Below are 19,185 nucleotides of genomic sequence, written 5' to 3' on the forward strand. Positions count from 1 at the left end.
CGGCACGCCTTTGGTTAGCGGGAGATCAGTCCCTTCATCACGCCACGCCCGATGGCTCCCAAGAGAGTATTGGGGCCAAAATCTTCGAGGTAAGAATCAATACTCAAGCCCCGCCGGACCTTGCATTGCACGTCCTCGATCCTACACATGACCTCTGGCTCTACGAGTTTTCCGTCGAAAAAAACAGCGACCTCCAGCCTCTCTTTCGGATTGAGAAAGGGGGCGGTCAACCTCACGCTGGAATATTGCTCTACCGACGCTACCTTCATTAGCACGTCTGTCTGCAACAGCAGGCTCGATGCATTCAGACTCGGTTGAACGAATTTATGCGGCCCGGGCAGCAATATCTCAAACGAAAAATTGGCAATGGAAGTATTTCCGTTGTGATAGGCATGCACCTCCGTTCGGTTAAGTGAGTCCAATTCCTGCTTATTGATCGTGACTTTCGCGATCTCTCCGCTCCGCGCCTTCAGTGAATCGGTCAGGCTCTCCGACTTCCCCGCAAAGAGGATTACCCGCTTGCGCTTCTGCACCAGCGTATAGGTCACAGCTGCGCCGATCAGTGCGCCTACCGTTGCCCCAATAATAGGGGCAATCGGCCCGACGTACAGCGTCCACCATTCCGGCATATCCACACCCCCAACCCGACTCGCCCGTAGGTGGCATATTACAGTGAGTCTATGGTCCAAGGTAAGGATAACGCGCAGAGTGGAGCCTTCCGCGCGGCGTCACGTGAGCCGATTGCAATTCGCGCGTGTTGCGTGTGTATTGTTGTCCCGGTGCGGGGAGACAAAATGCCAAAGAAATTGAAGAAGACTGGGAAGCAAGGCGGGGATTTGTTCCCGGATTCTTCAACTCTGAATCGGCTCCGCGATCATGACCGTAAGCTCGAAGCGGAAATAGCGCACAAAATCGGCGAACTTTTTCAAGCAGCGAAATTAGACCTGACTACATTGCCCGATGGTGGCCGAGCCCGTCCAGGCGATCTCTTATTCAAGCGGACCGACTTCGGGCAAGAGCGGCGCTACATCATCGACTGTGTGCAAGAGATTAATCCCGCAACGGTAAAGCGGGCTTACGAGGACTTCCGCTATTCGCTGGATATGTATAAGCGCCAGGACTTCGATGAATACTGGCTGGTCGGTGCACGTAGCGTCGGCAATCCGATGCGGAAGCGGCCGGAAAATGACCGGCGCTTCCGTGCGCTGGACTTGAAAGAGCTCGAAGCCCTGTTGGCTACGCCGAAGTCCAAGCGGGGTGCGGCGACTACCCGGATCGGCAAAGCGGTTCAGGCGAACGAGAAGGAAATCAATCTAGCGATCAACGGCCTCATTCTGCAGATAGATGCCAGGCTCGAAGCCCTGAACGGAGAACGTCCCAATTCTGACGATGGACGGGCGCGGGTTTCCCAGGAGACTTCCGACTTCGAGCGGATGAAAGCCGAGCTTGAGCGCATCCGCGAGATGGTCGCTGCGTTCAAAAAGAGCAAGGCGTCCGAGAAAGAGGTCGTGACTGCGACCAAAACGTTCAGACAAGGAGTCGAGGAGTGGTGGACCAATAAGAGTGGAGAGATCATCACCTCGACGGCAAAAGGGGCCGTGCTGGTCTCATCGATTGGCCTTTTAGCGCTGATGAAGGCGGATAGCGTCGCCGCCATTACTGCCGTGGCCGCCGTCGTCAATGGGGGGGCAATCCAGAAGGCCAAGCAGATCGGCACGGCAATCAAACGACTCGGCAAGCAAGCTCTCGCTGCCGATGACGACGGCGCGGTACAATAGAAACGCTCTTTGTATCCGATTGGCGGTCCCGTAGCGCGTAGCGCGCCCACCATTGGCTGCATCGTATCGGTGTCCGTTTATCGCGAAGCATGAGAGCTACTCCGCGTCGCGATGCGGAAGAAGCGCCGCCAAGCCAAAGTGCAGGCTGTATGATGTACGAAAGACAACCCTATCGGAGCCGAATTGATGGCGCTCAAGCCTTGGGATGACCGCCCGCACCCTAAGAAGGGGGACAAAAAAGCGGATGCTACGTATGCGGCGGTCGGACGCGCCCTCACGCAGTGGGAGTATCTGGAAACGAAGCTTGCCGAATTGTTTTCGCAGTTGGTCGGCGGGGAATGGCCGAGCGGTGACGACACGGTCTATCACCCTGCCGACAGAGCCTACGGGTCCGTTTTGGGCAGTTCGGCAAGGCTCACGATGATCGAGGAAGCCGCCAAGGCTCATTTCCAATGGTACCCGAACGCAGCATTGGAAAAGCGGCTGCATTATCTCATCGGTACCGAATGTAAGCATTTCGCCGGCAAGCGAAACAACATAGCGCACGGCATCGTGGACATGCGCTTCAGCGATCCACCCAAGCTAAAACTGGGCTATTGGCTCGTTCCAAGTTTCTACGCGACCAAGAAGCACCCGCTCAAAGGGCCAAGCGCATATGCCTACACTTCTGCCGAGATCGGCTATTTCACCCGGGAGTTCGACCGGCTTTGGATCGAAGTGGGACAATTGACGAGCGACCTAGCCAAGGATCGCCGCTAACAGGCGCTCAGGGACTCGGCAATGTCGTACAGCATCTCTTTTAGGAAGGGCTTGTCGTCAGGGACAAACCTGTTCGGTCTTGTTATCTCAAACACGGCGATCAGCATGTTGTAGAACCAAGATGTATCGTTCTGCATTGGCGGTATCGCGTGTGCGTGCGCCAAATAGCCGACAGCTTGGGCCAGGAGCGCCGTGTCGATATTCAGCGACGCGCTCTCTTGGTCCATGGCGATCTCGTAGAAGCTATCGCTAAGGGTCTGAATGGCCGCAGTATCGACGGGCGTCATGTCCCAATTGGTGACGCGCGCCAGTTCGAAGCAGGCATGCCGTAGCTCTTCACTCATTTCCAATCATTCCACAGGTCAATGGTGGCGTCCTTGAAAGCGCGATAGTTTGCCGTGGACCACTTGGTTGGCGAGTTGTCCCCGATCAGGGCGCCAGACATTCCGTTCGGACAGCTCAGCGAGCTTTCGACGGCCGTATTCATCCAATTCAGGCAGTTAAAGACCGTTGTGCTGTAATCCTTGCCAAAGGAGGCGAGCGGAGCGTTCCAGAGCACGCCCTCGACGTAGTAGGACGGTGCAACGCCACTGGCGAGCTTGCCGTCGTCGATCAGGCGATTGCGCATGTTCTTGAATATGCGGATCGTAGGTTTCAGCCAACTGCTTGATAGCTGGTGCCTCGCGGTCAAGGCTGCGGAATGTGCCTTGGGAAAATTCTCGATTCGCTTGCCGTCGGTCGTGAGGAACGCGACGCCCGTATCGTAGTCGCTGGGGTAGCCGGTAAGGTTTTTGTATTTGCGGAAATCCTGACAGACGAGAACGTCGGCACCTCGCCGGCTCCCGTTAGCTTTGATCTTGATCGCCTTTTTGTGGCTCGTATCAACGTCGTTGCCGAAGTTGCCCTGCAGGACTTTGATAACGTCAGCGCGGAATGTTTGGTACGGATACGATACTGCACCGCTCGATGTCGAGTTGAACATCGCTTGCTGCATAGGTGTAAGGGCGCTCAGGTCGTAAAAAAACGCGCGGTCGCATTGCACCACGATATCAACATCGCTCTCCTTGCCGTAAACGTTGGTGTCGTTGCCGTAGGAGCCTTGCAGGTAGATATCGACATCGCCCGCGTACGGCGCTGTGTTGACGATCAGGGCGTTGCGAATGGTCGCATAGGTTTCCTTTGACTGAACTTGCGAGCCGACCTTCGACCACGTTTCAAGTTGGGTTTCTCCGATGCTCATCGGCTAACGTTCCCTCAAACCAAAAAATTCTTCAAATCTTGCTCGACCTTCGCGTAGGACTCGCGTCCTCGGATGAACAGGTCGTTGAGTTTCTTCATGTCATGCTCGAACAGGTCCGTTGCCATATGCGGCTCTGGAAACGAGTCGTTGATCCTGATGGTGGGAACGTCCTTGAACATGATGGCGCGCAGCTGATCCATCGACTGCGTGTTGATCTCCATAACCTTCTGCATAAGCTCTACGCTCTCGGGATCATACTTTTTCGCCCACCACATTTTGCTGAAGCGCTTTAGCGGCTTCGGCGGATACTCGCCGACGCCCACGCTCACTACACGAATCTCAGCTCGAGGTTTCCCCAGCGGCCCAGTCACGTCAGCGAGCGCGTACATCGTCGGATTGTTGGCGCAGAACCCGCCATCGATTAGCTCGAAATCACCGAGCGGTGTCTTGACCAGCTTTTTCTCGAAGAACGGAAATGCGGAGCACGATGCCTGGACAGCTTCGGCGATCGTGCAGCCGAAGCCGGGCTTAAATGTTCCTTGCCGTCCGTGCGCCTGCTCCTTCGATCCCTTGAACACCATTGGTCGATCGTTGATCCATTTCGTGGTCACGATGCCAATTCCGGTCTTCACATCTTCAAAGGTCTTTTCCTTGAATACTTCGATAGCAAGCGCTCTCAGACTTGCGGTCTTCCCTGCTGCCGTCTGGGACGCCATCACCTTGACGACGTTCTCTTTGTAGAGATGGTGTATTTCATCAACGGAATGGCCGAGTGCCAGCATGGCAGCGATGATCGCTCCGGTGCTTGTGCCGAAGATCAGGTCAAATTTCTCATGTAATCGGACGCCTACAAGGCCCTCGATTTCTCTCAGGACCCCGAGCGTATAGAAACCCTTGGCACCGCCCCCATCGAGGGTCAGCACGCGGTATGGCTGTATAGACACGGCTATTCAGGCCTCCCTCGTCGTTTAGAGTCCGCATTTCCCCCTACCGCCCACGTGGCGACCCATCGAGGTCGCGCAACTCCTGATTCTAGTCAACGACGAATACTACCTTACTATGGACTTGATTCGCGATCCCGGCTGTTCGCTGGGGGGCGACGCCCCTGGGACTCCTGCCCCCCGGAGCGTGGACTAGCCCACCCGATTGATTAGTGGTGAAGGACGCCAACGGAGTACCCATCATGGAAGCGCGCGATGGAGAGCAAAGACACTTTGTTCTCAGCGACGATCTACCTAAGGAAAACCCGTGGCAGGACGACCGCTTAGGGTACAAGCCGTTCTGTGAACGGCTCTCGAAGGTGATGCTCAGCCTTAGCGTGCCCAATGGGTACGTTGTAGGCCTGCATGGCGAGTGGGGCAGCGGAAAAACGACTGCCCTCAACTTCGTTCACGCCTTTCTGGACAAGCATAATCAAGAATGCCCGGTCGATACCGAAAGGCTGACGCTGGTCACTTTCCGACCTTGGATCGTATCCGGCCATCAGGACCTAATAGCGGCGTTCTTCAAGATCATGACTGAAAACCTTGGTGAACGGCGGAGTTGGCTTGGGCGGCAGTGGAATAGACTGCTGCGAGCGTTCCAGCTGGGCGGTGACCCGCTCATCGAAGCGGTTGCTACGGTAGCGGTTACTGTTGATCCCAGCGGCGGCGTTGCCTCGAAGACTGTCGGAACAGTAGCGAAGAAGTCGCTCGGCGCTATGGTGGACAGATTCCTTGCCAACCCATCTTTGCAGACTGCTTATGAAGAATTGCGCAACCGGCTCGCTGAGAGCGGCAAGAGATTCCTTGTGACCATTGACGATCTGGATAGGCTTCATGACGAGGAAATCCGGTCGATCATGCAGATGGTGAAGACGGTCGGGCGATTGCCCAACGTAATCTATATTTTGGCTTACGACCGACGGATCGTGTGGAATGCACTCAACGGCGACGACGACGAGCATATCGGACCGCGATTTGCAGAAAAGGTCGTTCAGCAAGAAATTGAGCTGCCTCGGCCTTCAACAAATTCGCTCCTTTCGATGCTCGATGAGGAAATCGCCTTTCTTAACGAGCACATCAATGACTCGCTACGTTGGCAATATATCGTCCGCGATGGGGTTCGCCGGTGGGTACGCAACCCGCGCGACCTATTTCGACTTGCGAACGCCGTAAAGTTCTCTTGGCCCGCGCTGCAGGGCGAAATTGATCCAGGAGACCTCCTCGCGATGGAAGGCATCCGTCTCTTCGATGCCGAGGCTTTCGAGTGGATTCGACGGAACAGAGATTTCCTGTTTTCCGAGGGAGCCTTCATGATGTCGAGAGACGAGACCAGGGTTGCAGCGGTGAACCGGCTGAAGGAAAGCCTGCCAGAGCCGAAGCGGGAGCACGTGATGAGCCTCGTCAAGGTCCTCTTCCCGCGCAGCATTAAGGCTTTCGAAGATAACAAAGCTATGTCGGAGGAAGCCCCAGCCGCTACGGCCGCACGTCGGGGTGTGGGCTACGCGCCAGGATACGACGCATATTTCGGCCTACACCCTTCTTCGGATGCCATCCCAAAGACGGTGATTGACGGCATCGTTGCAAACATGAGCGACGCAAGTGCCTTGCGAAACGCCATTCTGCCCTACATCGAAAAGCCAAGCCGAAGCGGTCAACCCGCGATTGGGCAGCTACTAGAAGAACTCCGTTACCGATTTTATGGACACGGGCGCCCGCAGCCAACGCAAGAGCTTTTGGCTGTCTTATTCGAGATCGGCGAGAAGGTCTTATCATCAGACTGGACAGCAGAGCTATTCGTGCTATCGCCGCGCGCGATCCTGTCGTTCCTAATAGCGGACATGCTCGAAGCTTGGGGACAGGAGCATGCTGGAAAACATCTTCTTATGTCGTTCAAACAATGCACGTCCGCCGCCTTTTGCGCCGACGTTTTCGTCGAGCGCGCGCGTGAGCTGGGTAAAATGCGAGACCAGGCAACAAGGTCGCCGACGATAACCGAACAAGATTTGCAGGCTCTTGGCGAGGACCTTTTGGCCAAAATCGAAAGCGCGGCATCCGGAGGAACGTTGGCGGACGCGCCTTTCTATTTCGATATTGTCAGAGCGTGGGCATACATGGGCAAAGCTGGCGAAGCCAAAGCGTGGCTCTCCGGCGAGATAATCAAAAGCCCGAAATCGCTGGCGAAGGCCGGCATGGGGCTGGTGTCTTATTCGCTCGGCAGCCGAGATCGGTTCTACACGATGCGCTCCCGACCCGACGACCTGTACGACATCAACGTCATTCACGAAGCAGCGACCAAGCATGCAGGGAGCGAGGAACTGAATCAAGACGAGCGTAACCTAGTCGCGAGCCTCGCCAAAGGGGCGGTTGAACTTCTAGGGTACAATGCAGCGGAAGCGGCTGCAAAAGATCAAGAGGCGGAGGCAAGAGGTCCTTAGCCTCGTCCTTATAACATAGACCAGCGTTTATGTTTGAAGTATCCCGCCAATCGAGCATTGGCCAAGCATGACACCGCAAATCTCGGCACGGTCAGGAAAAATCGTTCGTCCGTGAAAATAGCGGCTCCGTGGAACGCACGGAGCCGATGATTGTTGCCGTCACTTCTGAACCAATCAGGATTAGAAGCTAAGGGGTGGCCTGGGACGAAGCTGAAAATCATACTTCGTTCGCGTCTCATCGAGCAATACATACGGAGCCTTTGTCGACGTCAAAGATGTACTCCTTGCCGTCAAACAGCTTCAGTGTGATCAGATACGAAGCGATGTCAGACGGAAGGGCCTTTGATATCCTTCAGCCAATCGAAATCAACAGAGAGCGCTGGACCATCAGTGGCAGTCGCCGTCGCTTTGACACCAGGGATCAACATTCGGCCCTGAACACCGACGTCGGACTTGTGACCGTGGGTCAGCCTGAACGCAAAGCCGTTCGGCGTGAGACTCTCCGAGAGCAAACCTGAATAGGAAGCCCCACACCCGACGTCTTCCAATACCTAAGACCATTCTTAACGGGCGCTTCAACATCAATTTTCCAACCATCTGCGACGTCGGGTTTCTAGCTTGACGGGCAGGCCCATAGGTTGCCAGGCCACAAAACTTGCAATCTGTGCGAGAATGCGCAATCATTGCGATTATTATGTGAGATTGCCCAATGAAGCATTACGCGAGAACAGCACTCTGGCTTTGTTTTGTAGTGTTGGGCCCAAGCACACCTGCGAGTGCAGGAGACTTTCTGCAATCGCTTCTCCCTTCATGGCCATTAGTGAATGCAGGCGATCCTATTCCGGCGAATCTTGTGAAACTCTGGTCTAACAAAGGGGATTCGTGTCCCGGCCTTAAGGGACATTTTTCCGCATTCCCTTCGAAGGGGAATGCTAATCCGGAAGCCCCTGCAGACCCGACAAAACCTGACGGGCCCAAGATCAAGGAGACTCGCGATTACCGACTGGATCACGACGACATTTGCGATGACGGTGACCAAACAACCTATAACGGCCTTCTTTGTGCGAGCGGAGATAGTGGCGCATGTAGAAGCATCGCGGAGTCGCAGGATAATGAGGGGCGCTGGTTTCGTTCGCCTCACCGGCGTTGGATGTGGGAAAATCGTTGTTTCGACAAAACGTTTCCCTTAGCTACCAGCAAATTCAACGATAATTGTGCCTACGGATTTTCGCCTGACATGAATCTTGGCGTCTTGCTTTACACGCTGAAGACCAAGGATGTTCGGCGATACTCGGCTTGGCTCCGATGGCTCAACACAAATGCTTCTAAGACGAAGTTGTGCAAGCTCGACGAAAAACGCGAAGTCATCGAAGGCTCTTGTGAGAAAATCGAATGGCCGCGGGTCTGTACCGACGATCTCGGTCATCTGAATCCTAATGAGAATCCAGGATATGACATAAACGGGAGGTATGGCGGAAAATGTGCCCTTCGTCCGTGGGATGCACTCGATTTCTCGGCCGTTAATGAAGCTACAGCAACAGCTCCCCCGACGCGGATGAGCAGCTGGGAGGTAGAATCACGTGCGCTAATCGGCGCTAGCAAGCAATTACTTAATGGAGCTCCTGTAATAGGAGCGCCCCTCTCGCAGACCCCCACATTGCTTATAATGTCGTCTGTTGAAGGAACCAACTTCCCGTTACACCTCGATGCGGTGCGCGTTTTGATCAGAATGATGATCCGCAACCCATCTCTTGAACTTAATACTTTACCAACCCTGCCTGGTCCCGATGACTTGCCAGGATTGCTCGGAATCGCAGCGTCTGATGCCACTGATCCGCTTTCGATAAAGACCGCAGCTGCAATTATAGCCGCGCGAGCCTCTTGGAATCCATTCTACCAGCTACTGTCTGAAGGACCAACTTCAAATGTGAGATCCTTGATTCTTGAGCGCTGTCCGGCAAACGAAAGCGATAGCGTTCAAAAGACGGATTGGTTGTGGGAAAAGGATACCCATAAGCGGGACGATGGAACATTGGATAACGACAGGCAGCACGGCATGGGGTGGGACTGTGCGTTTGTTGGCAACCTCTACAACAAAATGCGCGTCAAGAAATCGACCATGGACGAGCTGTTCTCCCTGTTTAGAAGGTACGCCGACGTCTTGGGTAACTCCCTGAAGCAATTGACGCAGGCGCTTCAACTGGCTGAGACCGCGAATGCTTTGGCGGAAAAGGCCGTCGATGAAGCCGAACGAGATCTTTCCACCGCTCAGGACTTTGTAAACGCGCAGTATGATCAACAACGAAAGATCGCTCTGGATCGAGTAAATTCTCTGACAGCGCAGCTATCTCAACTAGCTCAACAGCAGTCCGCACTTCAAAGCCAAGTTTCTAGTTTGCGAAGCAGCGCGGCAAGTTTGCCGGATCAAATAGTCACGCAGGTTACAGATAGAGTATGTAAGACGTTACCCTGGCCCGCCAGCGAGCTCTGCAACAATGTCACTAGAACAATTTCAGTGGTGAATCAGACGAAGCAGAATATGTTGGGCCAAGTTCGCCAGCTCGAAAAGCAAGTTGCCGATATTAGAGATCAAACGATTGTATCCACTCAATCTCGGCTATCTGAGGCTCAGCAGCTTGTGAATAAGTTGGACGAAGAAGTCCAAGCAGCACAGAACAAACTTCAAAAGCAAGTCCTGCAAACGGCTGTAAGAATTGCAAAGACGGATCTTCAATTGAAGGCGCACATACTGAGTGAAACGAGAAAGGGTGTGTCGGAAGTCCGACGAGCCAACTCACGCGTTAACAGCTATCTATGCGTGTGGAAAAATGATTCCAAGTGCGATGCTTAAAACAACACGTCTTTTAATTTATGAGGATGAGCCAGTTTTAGTATGAGGATGAGCCAGCGGATTTCGCGAGCGCCGACCACGCAGCAAGCATCATTGCTCGCATCCTCGTCAGGATCGAACCTCGCAGCGAAGGCTTTACATCATCTGGCTGCTCTACTTTAGGGCGTCGATCTTTACGGATTATTGCTGAGGTCGAGATAGACCAATCAAGGAAAAATGTCCGTTTTGGGTCATATGCCGAATTCTCGCATTTCAATTTTCAGGTCCGCTTCGACCCTCATTGCAGACGATCTGGATTGTCTGCGTCGACATTTGGCTTTGAGCAGAGCAGCGATTTCAGCGATCTTCTTCTCAAGATTTGAGCCGTGTCATAGCGAATAAGGTCGCATGATGACAAAGGCTGAATTGGGTCCTGTCAGACTACCTCTTACACTGCGACAGGACTGACTTGACGGTCTCGATGAATTCCGCATTCATCAGAGCGTTTGTATCCTGTTGGCGTGGCTGCATCGCATGGCCGTAATGCGAAGAAGTCGAGAGCAGAAGAAACGTTCGCATCCGATTGTCATGCAGTAGCCGAAGGCCTTCGTCAGAATTGGTGTCTCTATTGTTCGTGAAGCCGGCTATTTGGTAGCCGGGAATCTCGATTTCGTAGCGATTGGCTTCGGCCGCCCATACCGCTCGCGCCCTCAGCAAAGCATCATACTGCTCATCATCCGAGCCAGATAGTTTCAAGGTGCTAGCCAGGGGTGGCGGTGGGACATCGATCCACTTGTCCGGGTTGTCGGAAAAAGCCAACCGACGAACGACCGAGGACGGATCATCGATTTCGAAATAGATATCCAATCCGGCCGCAGCCTTTCGGATCAGAGCTTCATCAAGGGTTGCGAGGTCAAATGCGACCTCGCGACCGACAATTGCTTTACCAACGACCTTGCCGTCCCAAGCCTTCTCCGGCTCTGCGAACAGGGGCGTTCGTTCCCGAACGACCATTTTGCAGTGCTGCGGGCTGCTCGTTTCAAACCAGAAGCCCCTCGACAAGATGCACGCCTTGCGGTCAAAGTAACTTTTCCCCCGAACGGCGAGTTCGGTGCAGTTCGCGCTCGACAGGCGCCGATCAAGCCAAAATGTTTCGAGGAAGTACGCGAAGCGCTTCTCTATCGGGTAAGTTTTCCACTCTGGCGACCGGACAGGCTCGGACGAATCCGATGCCCGCGGGCGTAGGTCCTGTTCGCACTTTGCGATGATCCGGCTGTAGTAGGGATCGTTAGGATAGATGTTCCGCTGAATAAGGTCGCCGACGCTCGTGCGCTCTCTTTGAAGGCTGGAGTCGGTGCATGACAGGACCGGGCCAGCGAGCCGCTCCCAAGCTGATTTTGCGTTGGCTGGATCACGGTTAACAGTACGACCGTTTGATCGATCCTGCGCCGCACCATCTCTAAAGACATTGAATTGAGCATTTGCGGGAGCTGTCAGAGCAGCCAAGCACGCAGCCAAGACCGAAAATCTCCGCATAGCAATCTCCCTGGCATCGTATCACTTTGTCGATTTAAAGCGGTGGTCGCTTATAAGCAACAGCCCGATCACTTGGCCTTATGGACTGGCGGCAGGTGGTTGCGGGAAACTTGAGAAGGATTCGGCGGGAACGAGGGTTTTCGCAGGAAGATCTTGCGACTGACGCAGACGTTAACCGCACCTACATCAGCAAGCTGGAGAAGGGATCGACGTGGGTCGGCCTGGAGGTGTTGGTGAAGATCTCCAAGGTGCTTCAGGTGGAGCCGACCGACTTTCTTCAGCGTCCAGCTCGAAAGCCGGCCAAGAAGGCCTAAGCAGCCTCCCCAGGGTCAGCCAGCATCATTCTTCGCTCGCACCGCATCAATCAGATCGTCGGTAACGGTGGTGTATGTGCGCCAGAATTCGAGGTCCTGAGGCCCTTTGCGGCCAAGACGCCGATCCACCTCGGCCGTCACCCATTTGCAAACGCGAATATCGTCACGGACGAGCGAAAGAGCATGGGCAACAAGTTGATCGTCCATAGAAAACCCTCCTTGGTATCGAGTCCAAGGAGGGTCTGACGAGTTATCGAAGATGGTCAACAGCCGGGGCTAACCCTTGCCGGCCTTCTTGTCCTTTGCAGTCTTGAAGTTCGACCGCACTGCATTGGCGCATGCCGAGAGGGCATCGTCCAAACCGCCAGCAACCGCGAGCGTTTTGATCTGCTCCAGTTGCTCTACGAGATCATCCCAAGCAGCGTTGCCAGTGCCGACAGCCTTGAGGGTGCTCTTCCCCTTCTCTAGCTCCAGCGGCTGCTTCCCATAGCGCAGCTGGAAGAAGATCCCGCCGTTCGCATCCACCCAGAACTGTTCGCGTGAGATTCGCTTTCCCTCGCGGAAGAGCCCGATCTTCGTGATCTGCTGATCAATGCTCGACGTAAATTTGTTGCGACGCTGAAGGACCGGAGTGTTGGCGGTCGGCTTCTGTACGGAAACCAGAGAGATAGTCGCTCGTGCCATGATGGGCTCCTCGTTGTTGATGGAGCCGCCGTCTTCTGAATTCAGCACTTGGGCAACAGCGATGTGGAGCGAATCCCTAAGCCGATCTATCTGATTGTAATCTAACCATTTTCGTCTCCCTCCCGAGCCGATCAATCGGGCGACGGTAGTTCTTCATTCTAGACTCGGTCAGCAGGCAGGTGGCGTAGCGGAGCGATGCTACCGTCTGCTCTGCCAAGCCCGCCCTGGTCCAAAGAGCCGCGGACGCCGAGATGATCAGAGCTGGTCGATACATCGCTTGCGCTCGCCCTGCAGTTGCGGTTGGATAGCAGAAGGTCGGGGGAAGCCATGCGGAAATTTGTGGTGTTAGCGGTGAGCGTTGCTGTGGGGGGCTGCGCATTTCAACGAGCTGAGATTGCCCAAGATGCGCGCTCGCAAATGGTAGGCATGTCGAAGGAACGAGTGCTTGCATGCATGGGCCCCCCAGTCAGCAAGGCAGCTGAAGGCAACACAGAAGTGTGGGGCTACGACTCTGGCAATGGGATGCAGGTGGCCAGCATCAGTGGCGATCGGTATAGCGCTTCCGCAGTCAGCTCGAAGCGCTTTTGCAGGATTAACATTGTGTTCGGCGCCGGCCAAGTTGCGTCCGTCAATTACTCCGGCCCAACAGGTGGCATCCTGACGGCCGGAGAGCAGTGTGCTTATGCGGTTGATGCGTGCGTAGCGAAGCGACAGTAGCTGGTGCCATGTCAATACGAAGCGCTATGGGTCTCACATGCTGTTTGATGCTTCTAAGCGCGCCTGCGTGGGCTGCGTGCGGTGATAATGGCGGCCCAGGTTATCGAAACCAAGCTGGCAAGTGTGTTGGCTGGGAAGCATTAGCCCGCCAATGCGGGAACCCGCCCTCGGCAAATTGCACGCCTGAGAACGTCGCTGGGGGAGCCGGGGACGCCGCGACAAGGGGGGCCGCTATCCGCTCACTCATGGATCGCTCACATGCAGAAAAAGCTTCTGCAAGTCGTTAAAACGCAAAGCATCTTGCGACCATCCTTCGGCTATCTAAACTTAGCCGCGGCTGCAGTCGTTATCGCCATATCGACGCTCGCCCTCCCTTCTCTCGCCGCTATCGATCCGGCAAACGGTTCGAGATACTTGGGCCACGCTGCAGTCGAGATCGAGCAATGGCAAAGGATCGATTTTCGATCTGGACGCGCACCGTTTCGAAGAGCGGGGCAGATCAAAGTCGCCATCAGCACGAAGGGTCCCAGCTTGCAGGGTTTGATCCGAATACCTGGTGCGCTCGCGTCCAACTTCGATACCGGCAATGGGATGACTGTCGTCGATCTAACTAATGCCGGCGATGACAACAGTGGCTATGCTGACATTGTAGCTCTGGAAATATTTCTGACGCAGACAATGCCGGGACAGTTTTACGAGGTGTTCGCCGTCGAGGATCGCGACCAAGCCAAATAGATTTGCTACGGCGCAACAGCTGCGGATGTCTGCCGATGGCTAACTCGCTCGTCATACGAAAGGGAACGGCCTTAGAGAGGCGCAGCCGAGCCCTTCGTGCAGCGCAATATGTACGCATGTCGACAGAGCTACAGCGGTACTCGATCCAAAATCAGGCGGCTGCAATAGCTGCGTACGCCCAGCAAAAGAACCTCACCATTGTTCGGACCTACGTCGACGAAGGCCGCAGTGGCTTGAGAATAAAAGGTCGGCCGGGCCTCATCGAACTGATCGAAGACGTTCAATCAGGGAACGCAGATTTTGACCATATCCTTGTTTACGACGTCAGCCGGTGGGGCCGGTTTCAGGATGTCGATGAAAGCGCGCATTATGAGTTCGTCTGTAAGCAAAATGGCGTTCGGATCGCCTATTGCGCCGAGCAATTTGAGAATGACGGCAGCTTACTGTCGAGCATCGTCAAGAACATAAAGCGCGTGATGGCGGCAGAGTATAGCCGGGAGCTGTCGGTCAAGGTTCACACCGGCCAATGCCGGATAGCAAGCCTGGGCTTTCGCGTAGGTGGGCCGCTTGGCTATGGGCTTCGTCGAATGATGGTCGACGAGAACAAGAACGCGAAAACACGGCTCAACAAAGGGGAGCGCAAGGCGCTGCAAACTGATCGTGTTAGGCTGGAGCACGGATCTCCGGAAGAGTCTGCTGTGATCAGGTGGATCTTCAATCAGTTCGTGGCCGAGCGAAAGTCATACACGGAGATCAGGCGACAACTAAATGACGCGCAAATCGACAATCACAACGGACGACTTTGGACCGACGGGATGATTTCGACGATTCTCGCGAATGAAAATTACGTTGGAAAGATCGTTTACAACCGCACATCAAGGCGTCTGGGACAACGCCTTGTTAAAAATCCGATCCACGCTTGGGTTCGCGGTGATGCAGCCATTGACCCGATCATTGATCCGGACACTTTCGCCAAAGCTCAGACTTTACTCGCGGAGCGGCGCCTTGAAATCTCAGAAGAGGAAATGCTGACGCGATTGCGTATGACGTTGCGCCGCAAAGGAAAGCTAAATTCCCGCATCATCAATACGACGCTCGGGGTGAATCATGTCTCGTCATACGTGAAGCACTTCGGGTCGCTACGAAAGGCCTATAGCCTAATTGGATACACAGTCTCGCGAGATTGCGACTGGATAGACACCAAGAAGCTCTGGACCGACGAGTTGACACGGCATGCAGATCGGCTCTCCTGGACACTGACCGCTGACCTTGGACTAACCGTCGAGAGCGCTCACGGTGGTATCGCCATCGACTTGAACGGGAAACGCGGGGTCACATTTCTTGTTGCGCGGCAACTGACGACACGCGGTCCAGATCATGCCCCGCAATGGAAGCTAAATCGGAGGCAGATTCAAACCGGATTACTAGCAATCTTGCGCTTGGATAAGTCAAACCGTGCAATCGAGGATTATCTCTTGCTGCCTTCTCGGCTCAAGGCTGGACGCTATGTCTGGCTCTCGGATGATGCTCTAACGCGTCACCACGCGGTGCGCTTCCCCACCTTCGAAAAACTCGTCCACGAGCTGAAGGTTAGACTTGGGGAAGCCACCCGTGCCGAGTCAGCCAAGCGAGCGCCGCGGAACAAGCGAACGAAGCAAGGCCGACCCAAAACCAAGAGCGCCCGCGTGCGGCACTAATGGAACGCAGATACAAGAACGCCCCGAGAAGCGTTCCGTAGTTCCTTCTGAAATCACCGTTGAGCTTGGCGATCTTCGAAAGTTCTGAAGACGTGTCGTCGGTCACGGTGCTGGCTCCCTATAGCGGCTACCAGCACCCTATGAACCACTGTTTTGCCCGACGGAGCAAGCGAAAATTTCGGTATATCAAAAATTCCCGGCCGTGACATGGATGACAGCTGGAACGAGGAGCCAATTCTTTCGAGACGATTAGCCGGGAGAAAATATCGCTCCCAAGCGCAGCGAAGGTGACCCACCGAATTCTAAATACCTCCATTGGAGCCGCAGACAGCATGTGCGGTTCACGATCCCAAACCCAATGGAGACCCCTATGGCCGAAGCGCCGCCGCTCTGGGAGCCAGAGCCAACCCTCAATTCATCCCCATCATCATCGACCGAGCCATCACCGAAGCCTAAGCAGCGATATCGCGACCGCTTCCAGAATGGCATGCCAACAGACGTGCTCGAATGGCTGAAGCAGAACGAACCGGCCAATTTCGCCGAGCTGATGGACCTCCGCAAGTCGCTCTACGCGCGTCGCACGAAGGGTAAGTATCAGATCAGACTTGCTGGCCTCACTTCGATCGGCGAGCAGAAAATGTTGCTGACCGGCCCAACCAGTGCGGTCCTGATCCTGAGTGACAAGGCCCGCCACTTCCTTCTTCGCACACTGTGCAGACTTCGCAGGGCCCGTCGTTGGCAGCCAATTCGATACCGATGATGCCACCCGAGCAGGCATGTCGAGAGCAATTGGATCGACTAATAAACACGATGCCGTTTGTCGCGCCCGCCGCAGTGACGCTTACGATGAAGAAGCGGAACGGCGCACGTTCGGCCGATGACATCGTTGCTTCCGAAAATTTCAGGCACTTCCGTAACAGGCTTGAGCATTCGTTACTGGGCAGCGCAGCCAAGCGTCACGGCAAGCATCTGCTCATGATCGTGGTCCTCGAAATGAGCGCTGACGATCGGCTGCATTATCACTGCATCATCGATCGCCCTTATCATTGCTGCTTTGGCCGGTTCGAGTCCGTGGTGCGTGAGGAATGGGCGAAGACAGATTTCGGGTATCGGCAAGTTGATATCCAGGACCAGCCGGACGAAGGCTGGACAGATTATCTACTCAAGCGTCGTCAAAAGCGGTCGCTGTTCGATTCCATAGATTGGGCCAATTGCCAACTGTTTGCTGAGTGAAGTCTCCTCTCAGGCAACCGATCGTTCATCGAAGTGCAAAGGGCGTCTCCGTGAGGGGGCGCTTTAATAGCCAACTGTACTCCAACGGAATAGCTAACTGTACTCCGATGGAAGAGTAGCAGAGTACGAAGGCACCGTTGCAGAAACAGCCTGATCGGTAAGCCAGGTCAATTGAATTTCATCGAGCGTCGCGAGCTTTAAAGATTGAACTATAGCTGGCCGCTGCTAATGAAGCGCCTTCATATTCTTATGGGAGGCAGTAATTGGCTAAGAAGTCGAAAAGCGTAAAGCTGGTACGAAAGCCTTACTCAGCAGCCGACATCAAATTGCTCAAAGCTCATTCGAAGTCGCGAACGCCGGTCGCTAAGATATCGAAGCGGATGAAACGTAGCGAAGGTTCTTTGAGGCAGAAAGCATTGAAGCTCGGCATTGGTCTGGGACACCAACGATAAGTGTTAACGACCGCACGCCGGCTGTAAGCTGAGTTTGCGCATCAAAGAGCCAAGGCCATCTGTTCGACAGTGTTGTGACTCGGCAAGCTTGGTAGAGGTGCCGTTACGGGAGGCCATTCTTGATGACACGGGCTTCAACTTCTTTGCACTGGCTCTGGTGTCATTAGGATCATGCCAGTGGCGAGAAATAAACTCGGGCGCCGTAGTCTTGGCTACTTCCTTTGGCTGAGGCTGAGCTGGTAATTGAGGCTCGGAAAGTGGCGTGTAAGCGAAGGCGACCTTGCCTACCGTCGGCTGGATGTCCAGCATGCTGATCAGCGATAGCCGATCAGCCTTAGTGCCGGTTACAGCGGGATAGACTACCGAAGATATTGGCACCGGGGCGGACTTCGAGGTGGCGGCAGCGATAGCTCCGATGCCCCCCACACAAACCAATCCAAGTACGACGACCTTAATCACAGCGATGCCCCACACCGAGGCACCAAGCCGTAGACGACAATTGGCCTGGATTAAGGCGACTGGATTATTTGGTTAATGGTAAGGACGCCTGAGGCCCTTGCCGCTGGTTGTAAGAGCGTTTCGCAGCGATCATTATCAACGGAAACGGAACAGGACAACAATGCCGGCGAAAGCGAAGTCGAGCCAGAGGATATCGCTAAAACAAACGCGTATCGCGATTCATCGCACATTAGACGATATCGCAGAACTGGAGGGCGACATACCAGACGAGTACGTCCAGTGGGTTCGAGACAGCCTCGCTGAACCGAGCGATCCAGTTGGAAGACTTTTCGAGCGCACGAAACTAGACCCAGACAACGCTGGACACTGGGTTGCGCTGTTATCGTACATTGCGGAGGTGATCTACGAGGAGAGAAGGGGAGCCCCGGTCGTGTGGACCGCCAAGCACGACGAACAGCTGGTTAGGGCTGCCTTTCAAATTCATAAGACCGCAGAGCGAAAGGGTACTCCGATTACAAAGGAGGCGATCTGCGAAATCCTCCGCAAACGAGAGACGTACAATCTAAAAACGGGAACCTTCACGGGCCAACGGCGAGAGCGCAGAACATTGCTCCGGCGACTGGAGCAGGCGCTGACGAACATCGAAGATGAGTTCGTTTATCCAGCTCGGCGCAAAGAGCTAGATACCCTACCAAAACTTCGAGCAAAATACGAGACGTGGCTAAATGCGATGCGCCCCAAATGGCATGCTCGGCTTTCTGGATCTGCAAGACGCAGACGAGATAAGCCCAAAAACGTTGATTAGTCGTGCTGTTAGAACGTGCGTTTTACCTACATGGCCGCTGGTGACACTTCTTTCACATCGCTCTCATGGTGGGGGCGGTGAAGAAAGGAAAATCAGTTGTGAGACTTGATATTGAAGGTGCCGACATCCCAGATCCCGATCAATTTAAAGACGTCGGGATTTCGACCAAGTTGCAACTTCGTTGCGACTTCATGATCAATGAATTGGAGATCGACGGCAAACTTGCCGCGGTCTCGATCGAAGATCGGCCTGGCGGAGGCGGGAAGACCTACGTCCTTGTGTTCGAAGGCGGAGGTACATGCGAGTTCGACATTCATGGAGAGGGCAAGTGGCTGGAATTGATGGACAGCCATGGGCTCGATTTCTCCTGGGCCGGGAATGGAACGGTCAGAATTCGACCTTACCGGCCTTCATTGGCACCGGGCAGCCGGTCTACTTGGGGACGTGAAGAGGTGCTCGAAGACAACGGCAGCGACGAGAATTAGTCGTCTTCACGGAATGCAAGATCAACACCGAGGTCGGCCAATT

General features: G+C 54.6%; 19 protein-coding genes. 12 read left to right on the top strand and 7 right to left on the bottom strand.

The window, feature by feature from the left end; genetic code table 11:
* Nucleotides 1-14: 14 nt before the first annotated feature.
* Nucleotides 15-635 carry a hypothetical protein gene (locus NR187_RS21460; RefSeq protein WP_256807495.1) on the bottom strand — a complete coding sequence of 207 codons (621 nt, stop codon included), beginning with the start codon at nt 633-635 and terminating at the stop codon, nt 15-17.
* Nucleotides 636-794: 159 nt separating this feature from the next.
* On the opposite strand from NR187_RS21460, the gene NR187_RS21465 reads away from it, so the two are divergent.
* Both NR187_RS21465 and NR187_RS21470 read left to right on the top strand, forming a co-directional pair.
* Complete coding sequence (locus NR187_RS21465; RefSeq protein WP_256807496.1) at nt 795-1,778, top strand: hypothetical protein; 984 nt, start codon at nt 795-797, stop codon at nt 1,776-1,778.
* Nucleotides 1,779-1,964: 186 nt separating this feature from the next.
* Nucleotides 1,965-2,537 (top strand): hypothetical protein, encoded by a 573-nt coding sequence (locus NR187_RS21470; protein WP_256807497.1) that lies wholly within the window; start codon nt 1,965-1,967, stop codon nt 2,535-2,537.
* Here NR187_RS21470 and NR187_RS21475 read toward each other — a convergent pair.
* From NR187_RS21475 to NR187_RS21485, 3 genes are read right to left on the bottom strand one after another with little or no spacing between them, the layout of a single operon-like run.
* On the bottom strand, nt 2,534-2,881 hold the full coding sequence (locus NR187_RS21475) for a hypothetical protein (RefSeq protein ID WP_256807498.1): 348 nt from the start codon (nt 2,879-2,881) through the stop codon (nt 2,534-2,536). The two genes, NR187_RS21470 and NR187_RS21475, sit on opposite strands and share 4 nt — an antisense overlap.
* Nucleotides 2,878-3,777 carry a nucleotidyltransferase gene (locus NR187_RS21480; protein WP_256807499.1) on the bottom strand — a complete coding sequence of 300 codons (900 nt, stop codon included), beginning with the start codon at nt 3,775-3,777 and terminating at the stop codon, nt 2,878-2,880. Before NR187_RS21480 ends, NR187_RS21475 begins: the two co-directional genes overlap by 4 nt.
* 14 nt (nt 3,778-3,791) lie before the next feature.
* Nucleotides 3,792-4,700, bottom strand: a complete 909-nt coding sequence (locus tag NR187_RS21485) for a patatin-like phospholipase family protein (RefSeq protein WP_256807501.1) — start codon at nt 4,698-4,700, stop codon at nt 3,792-3,794.
* Nucleotides 4,701-4,960: 260 nt separating this feature from the next.
* Here NR187_RS21485 and NR187_RS21490 point away from each other — a divergent pair, with 260 nt between their 5' ends.
* Together NR187_RS21490 and NR187_RS21495 are read left to right on the top strand one after the other, a co-directional pair.
* Complete coding sequence (locus NR187_RS21490; protein ID WP_256807502.1) at nt 4,961-7,195, top strand: P-loop NTPase fold protein; 2,235 nt, start codon at nt 4,961-4,963, stop codon at nt 7,193-7,195.
* 709 nt (nt 7,196-7,904) lie between these two features.
* Nucleotides 7,905-10,046 carry a hypothetical protein gene (locus NR187_RS21495; protein ID WP_256807503.1) on the top strand — a complete coding sequence of 714 codons (2,142 nt, stop codon included), beginning with the start codon at nt 7,905-7,907 and terminating at the stop codon, nt 10,044-10,046.
* Nucleotides 10,047-10,466: 420 nt separating this feature from the next.
* On the opposite strand, the gene NR187_RS21500 is transcribed toward NR187_RS21495, so the two are convergent.
* Nucleotides 10,467-11,561 carry a hypothetical protein gene (locus NR187_RS21500; protein WP_256807504.1) on the bottom strand — a complete coding sequence of 365 codons (1,095 nt, stop codon included), beginning with the start codon at nt 11,559-11,561 and terminating at the stop codon, nt 10,467-10,469.
* Between the two features lie 80 nt (nt 11,562-11,641).
* Between NR187_RS21500 and NR187_RS21505 the strand changes: the two genes are divergently transcribed.
* The gene (locus tag NR187_RS21505; RefSeq protein WP_256807505.1) at nt 11,642-11,875 is read left to right on the top strand and encodes a helix-turn-helix domain-containing protein; all 234 of its coding nucleotides are present in this window, start codon (nt 11,642-11,644) and stop codon (nt 11,873-11,875) included.
* 15 nt (nt 11,876-11,890) lie between these two features.
* On the opposite strand, the gene NR187_RS21510 is transcribed toward NR187_RS21505, so the two are convergent.
* Complete coding sequence (locus NR187_RS21510; protein ID WP_256807506.1) at nt 11,891-12,082, bottom strand: hypothetical protein; 192 nt, start codon at nt 12,080-12,082, stop codon at nt 11,891-11,893.
* Between the two features lie 69 nt (nt 12,083-12,151).
* On the bottom strand, nt 12,152-12,559 hold the full coding sequence (locus NR187_RS21515) for a hypothetical protein (protein WP_256807507.1): 408 nt from the start codon (nt 12,557-12,559) through the stop codon (nt 12,152-12,154).
* A gap of 975 nt (nt 12,560-13,534) precedes the next feature.
* On the opposite strand from NR187_RS21515, the gene NR187_RS21520 reads away from it, so the two are divergent.
* The 7 genes from NR187_RS21520 to NR187_RS21545 all read left to right on the top strand — a co-directional run bounded on the left by NR187_RS21520 (nt 13,535) and on the right by NR187_RS21545 (nt 19,142).
* On the top strand, nt 13,535-14,011 hold the full coding sequence (locus tag NR187_RS21520) for a hypothetical protein (RefSeq protein ID WP_256807508.1): 477 nt from the start codon (nt 13,535-13,537) through the stop codon (nt 14,009-14,011).
* A gap of 35 nt (nt 14,012-14,046) precedes the next feature.
* Nucleotides 14,047-15,708 carry a recombinase family protein gene (locus tag NR187_RS21525; protein ID WP_256807509.1) on the top strand — a complete coding sequence of 554 codons (1,662 nt, stop codon included), beginning with the start codon at nt 14,047-14,049 and terminating at the stop codon, nt 15,706-15,708.
* A gap of 370 nt (nt 15,709-16,078) precedes the next feature.
* The gene (locus NR187_RS21530; protein WP_256807511.1) at nt 16,079-16,468 is read left to right on the top strand and encodes a hypothetical protein; all 390 of its coding nucleotides are present in this window, start codon (nt 16,079-16,081) and stop codon (nt 16,466-16,468) included.
* On the top strand, nt 16,468-16,941 hold the full coding sequence (locus NR187_RS21535) for a hypothetical protein (protein ID WP_256807513.1): 474 nt from the start codon (nt 16,468-16,470) through the stop codon (nt 16,939-16,941). Before NR187_RS21530 ends, NR187_RS21535 begins: the two co-directional genes overlap by 1 nt.
* Before the next feature lie 263 nt (nt 16,942-17,204).
* The gene (locus NR187_RS34900) at nt 17,205-17,393 is read left to right on the top strand and encodes a hypothetical protein (protein ID WP_306235674.1); all 189 of its coding nucleotides are present in this window, start codon (nt 17,205-17,207) and stop codon (nt 17,391-17,393) included.
* Nucleotides 17,394-18,012: 619 nt separating this feature from the next.
* Nucleotides 18,013-18,657, top strand: a complete 645-nt coding sequence (locus NR187_RS21540) for a hypothetical protein (RefSeq protein WP_256807516.1) — start codon at nt 18,013-18,015, stop codon at nt 18,655-18,657.
* A gap of 77 nt (nt 18,658-18,734) precedes the next feature.
* Nucleotides 18,735-19,142, top strand: a complete 408-nt coding sequence (locus tag NR187_RS21545) for a hypothetical protein (RefSeq protein ID WP_256807518.1) — start codon at nt 18,735-18,737, stop codon at nt 19,140-19,142.
* Nucleotides 19,143-19,185: the final 43 nt, after the last annotated feature.

Origin of the sequence: Bradyrhizobium sp. Bra64, from assembly GCF_024519875.1 — a bacterium.
GTDB classification, from domain to species: domain Bacteria; phylum Pseudomonadota; class Alphaproteobacteria; order Rhizobiales; family Xanthobacteraceae; genus Bradyrhizobium; species Bradyrhizobium japonicum_G.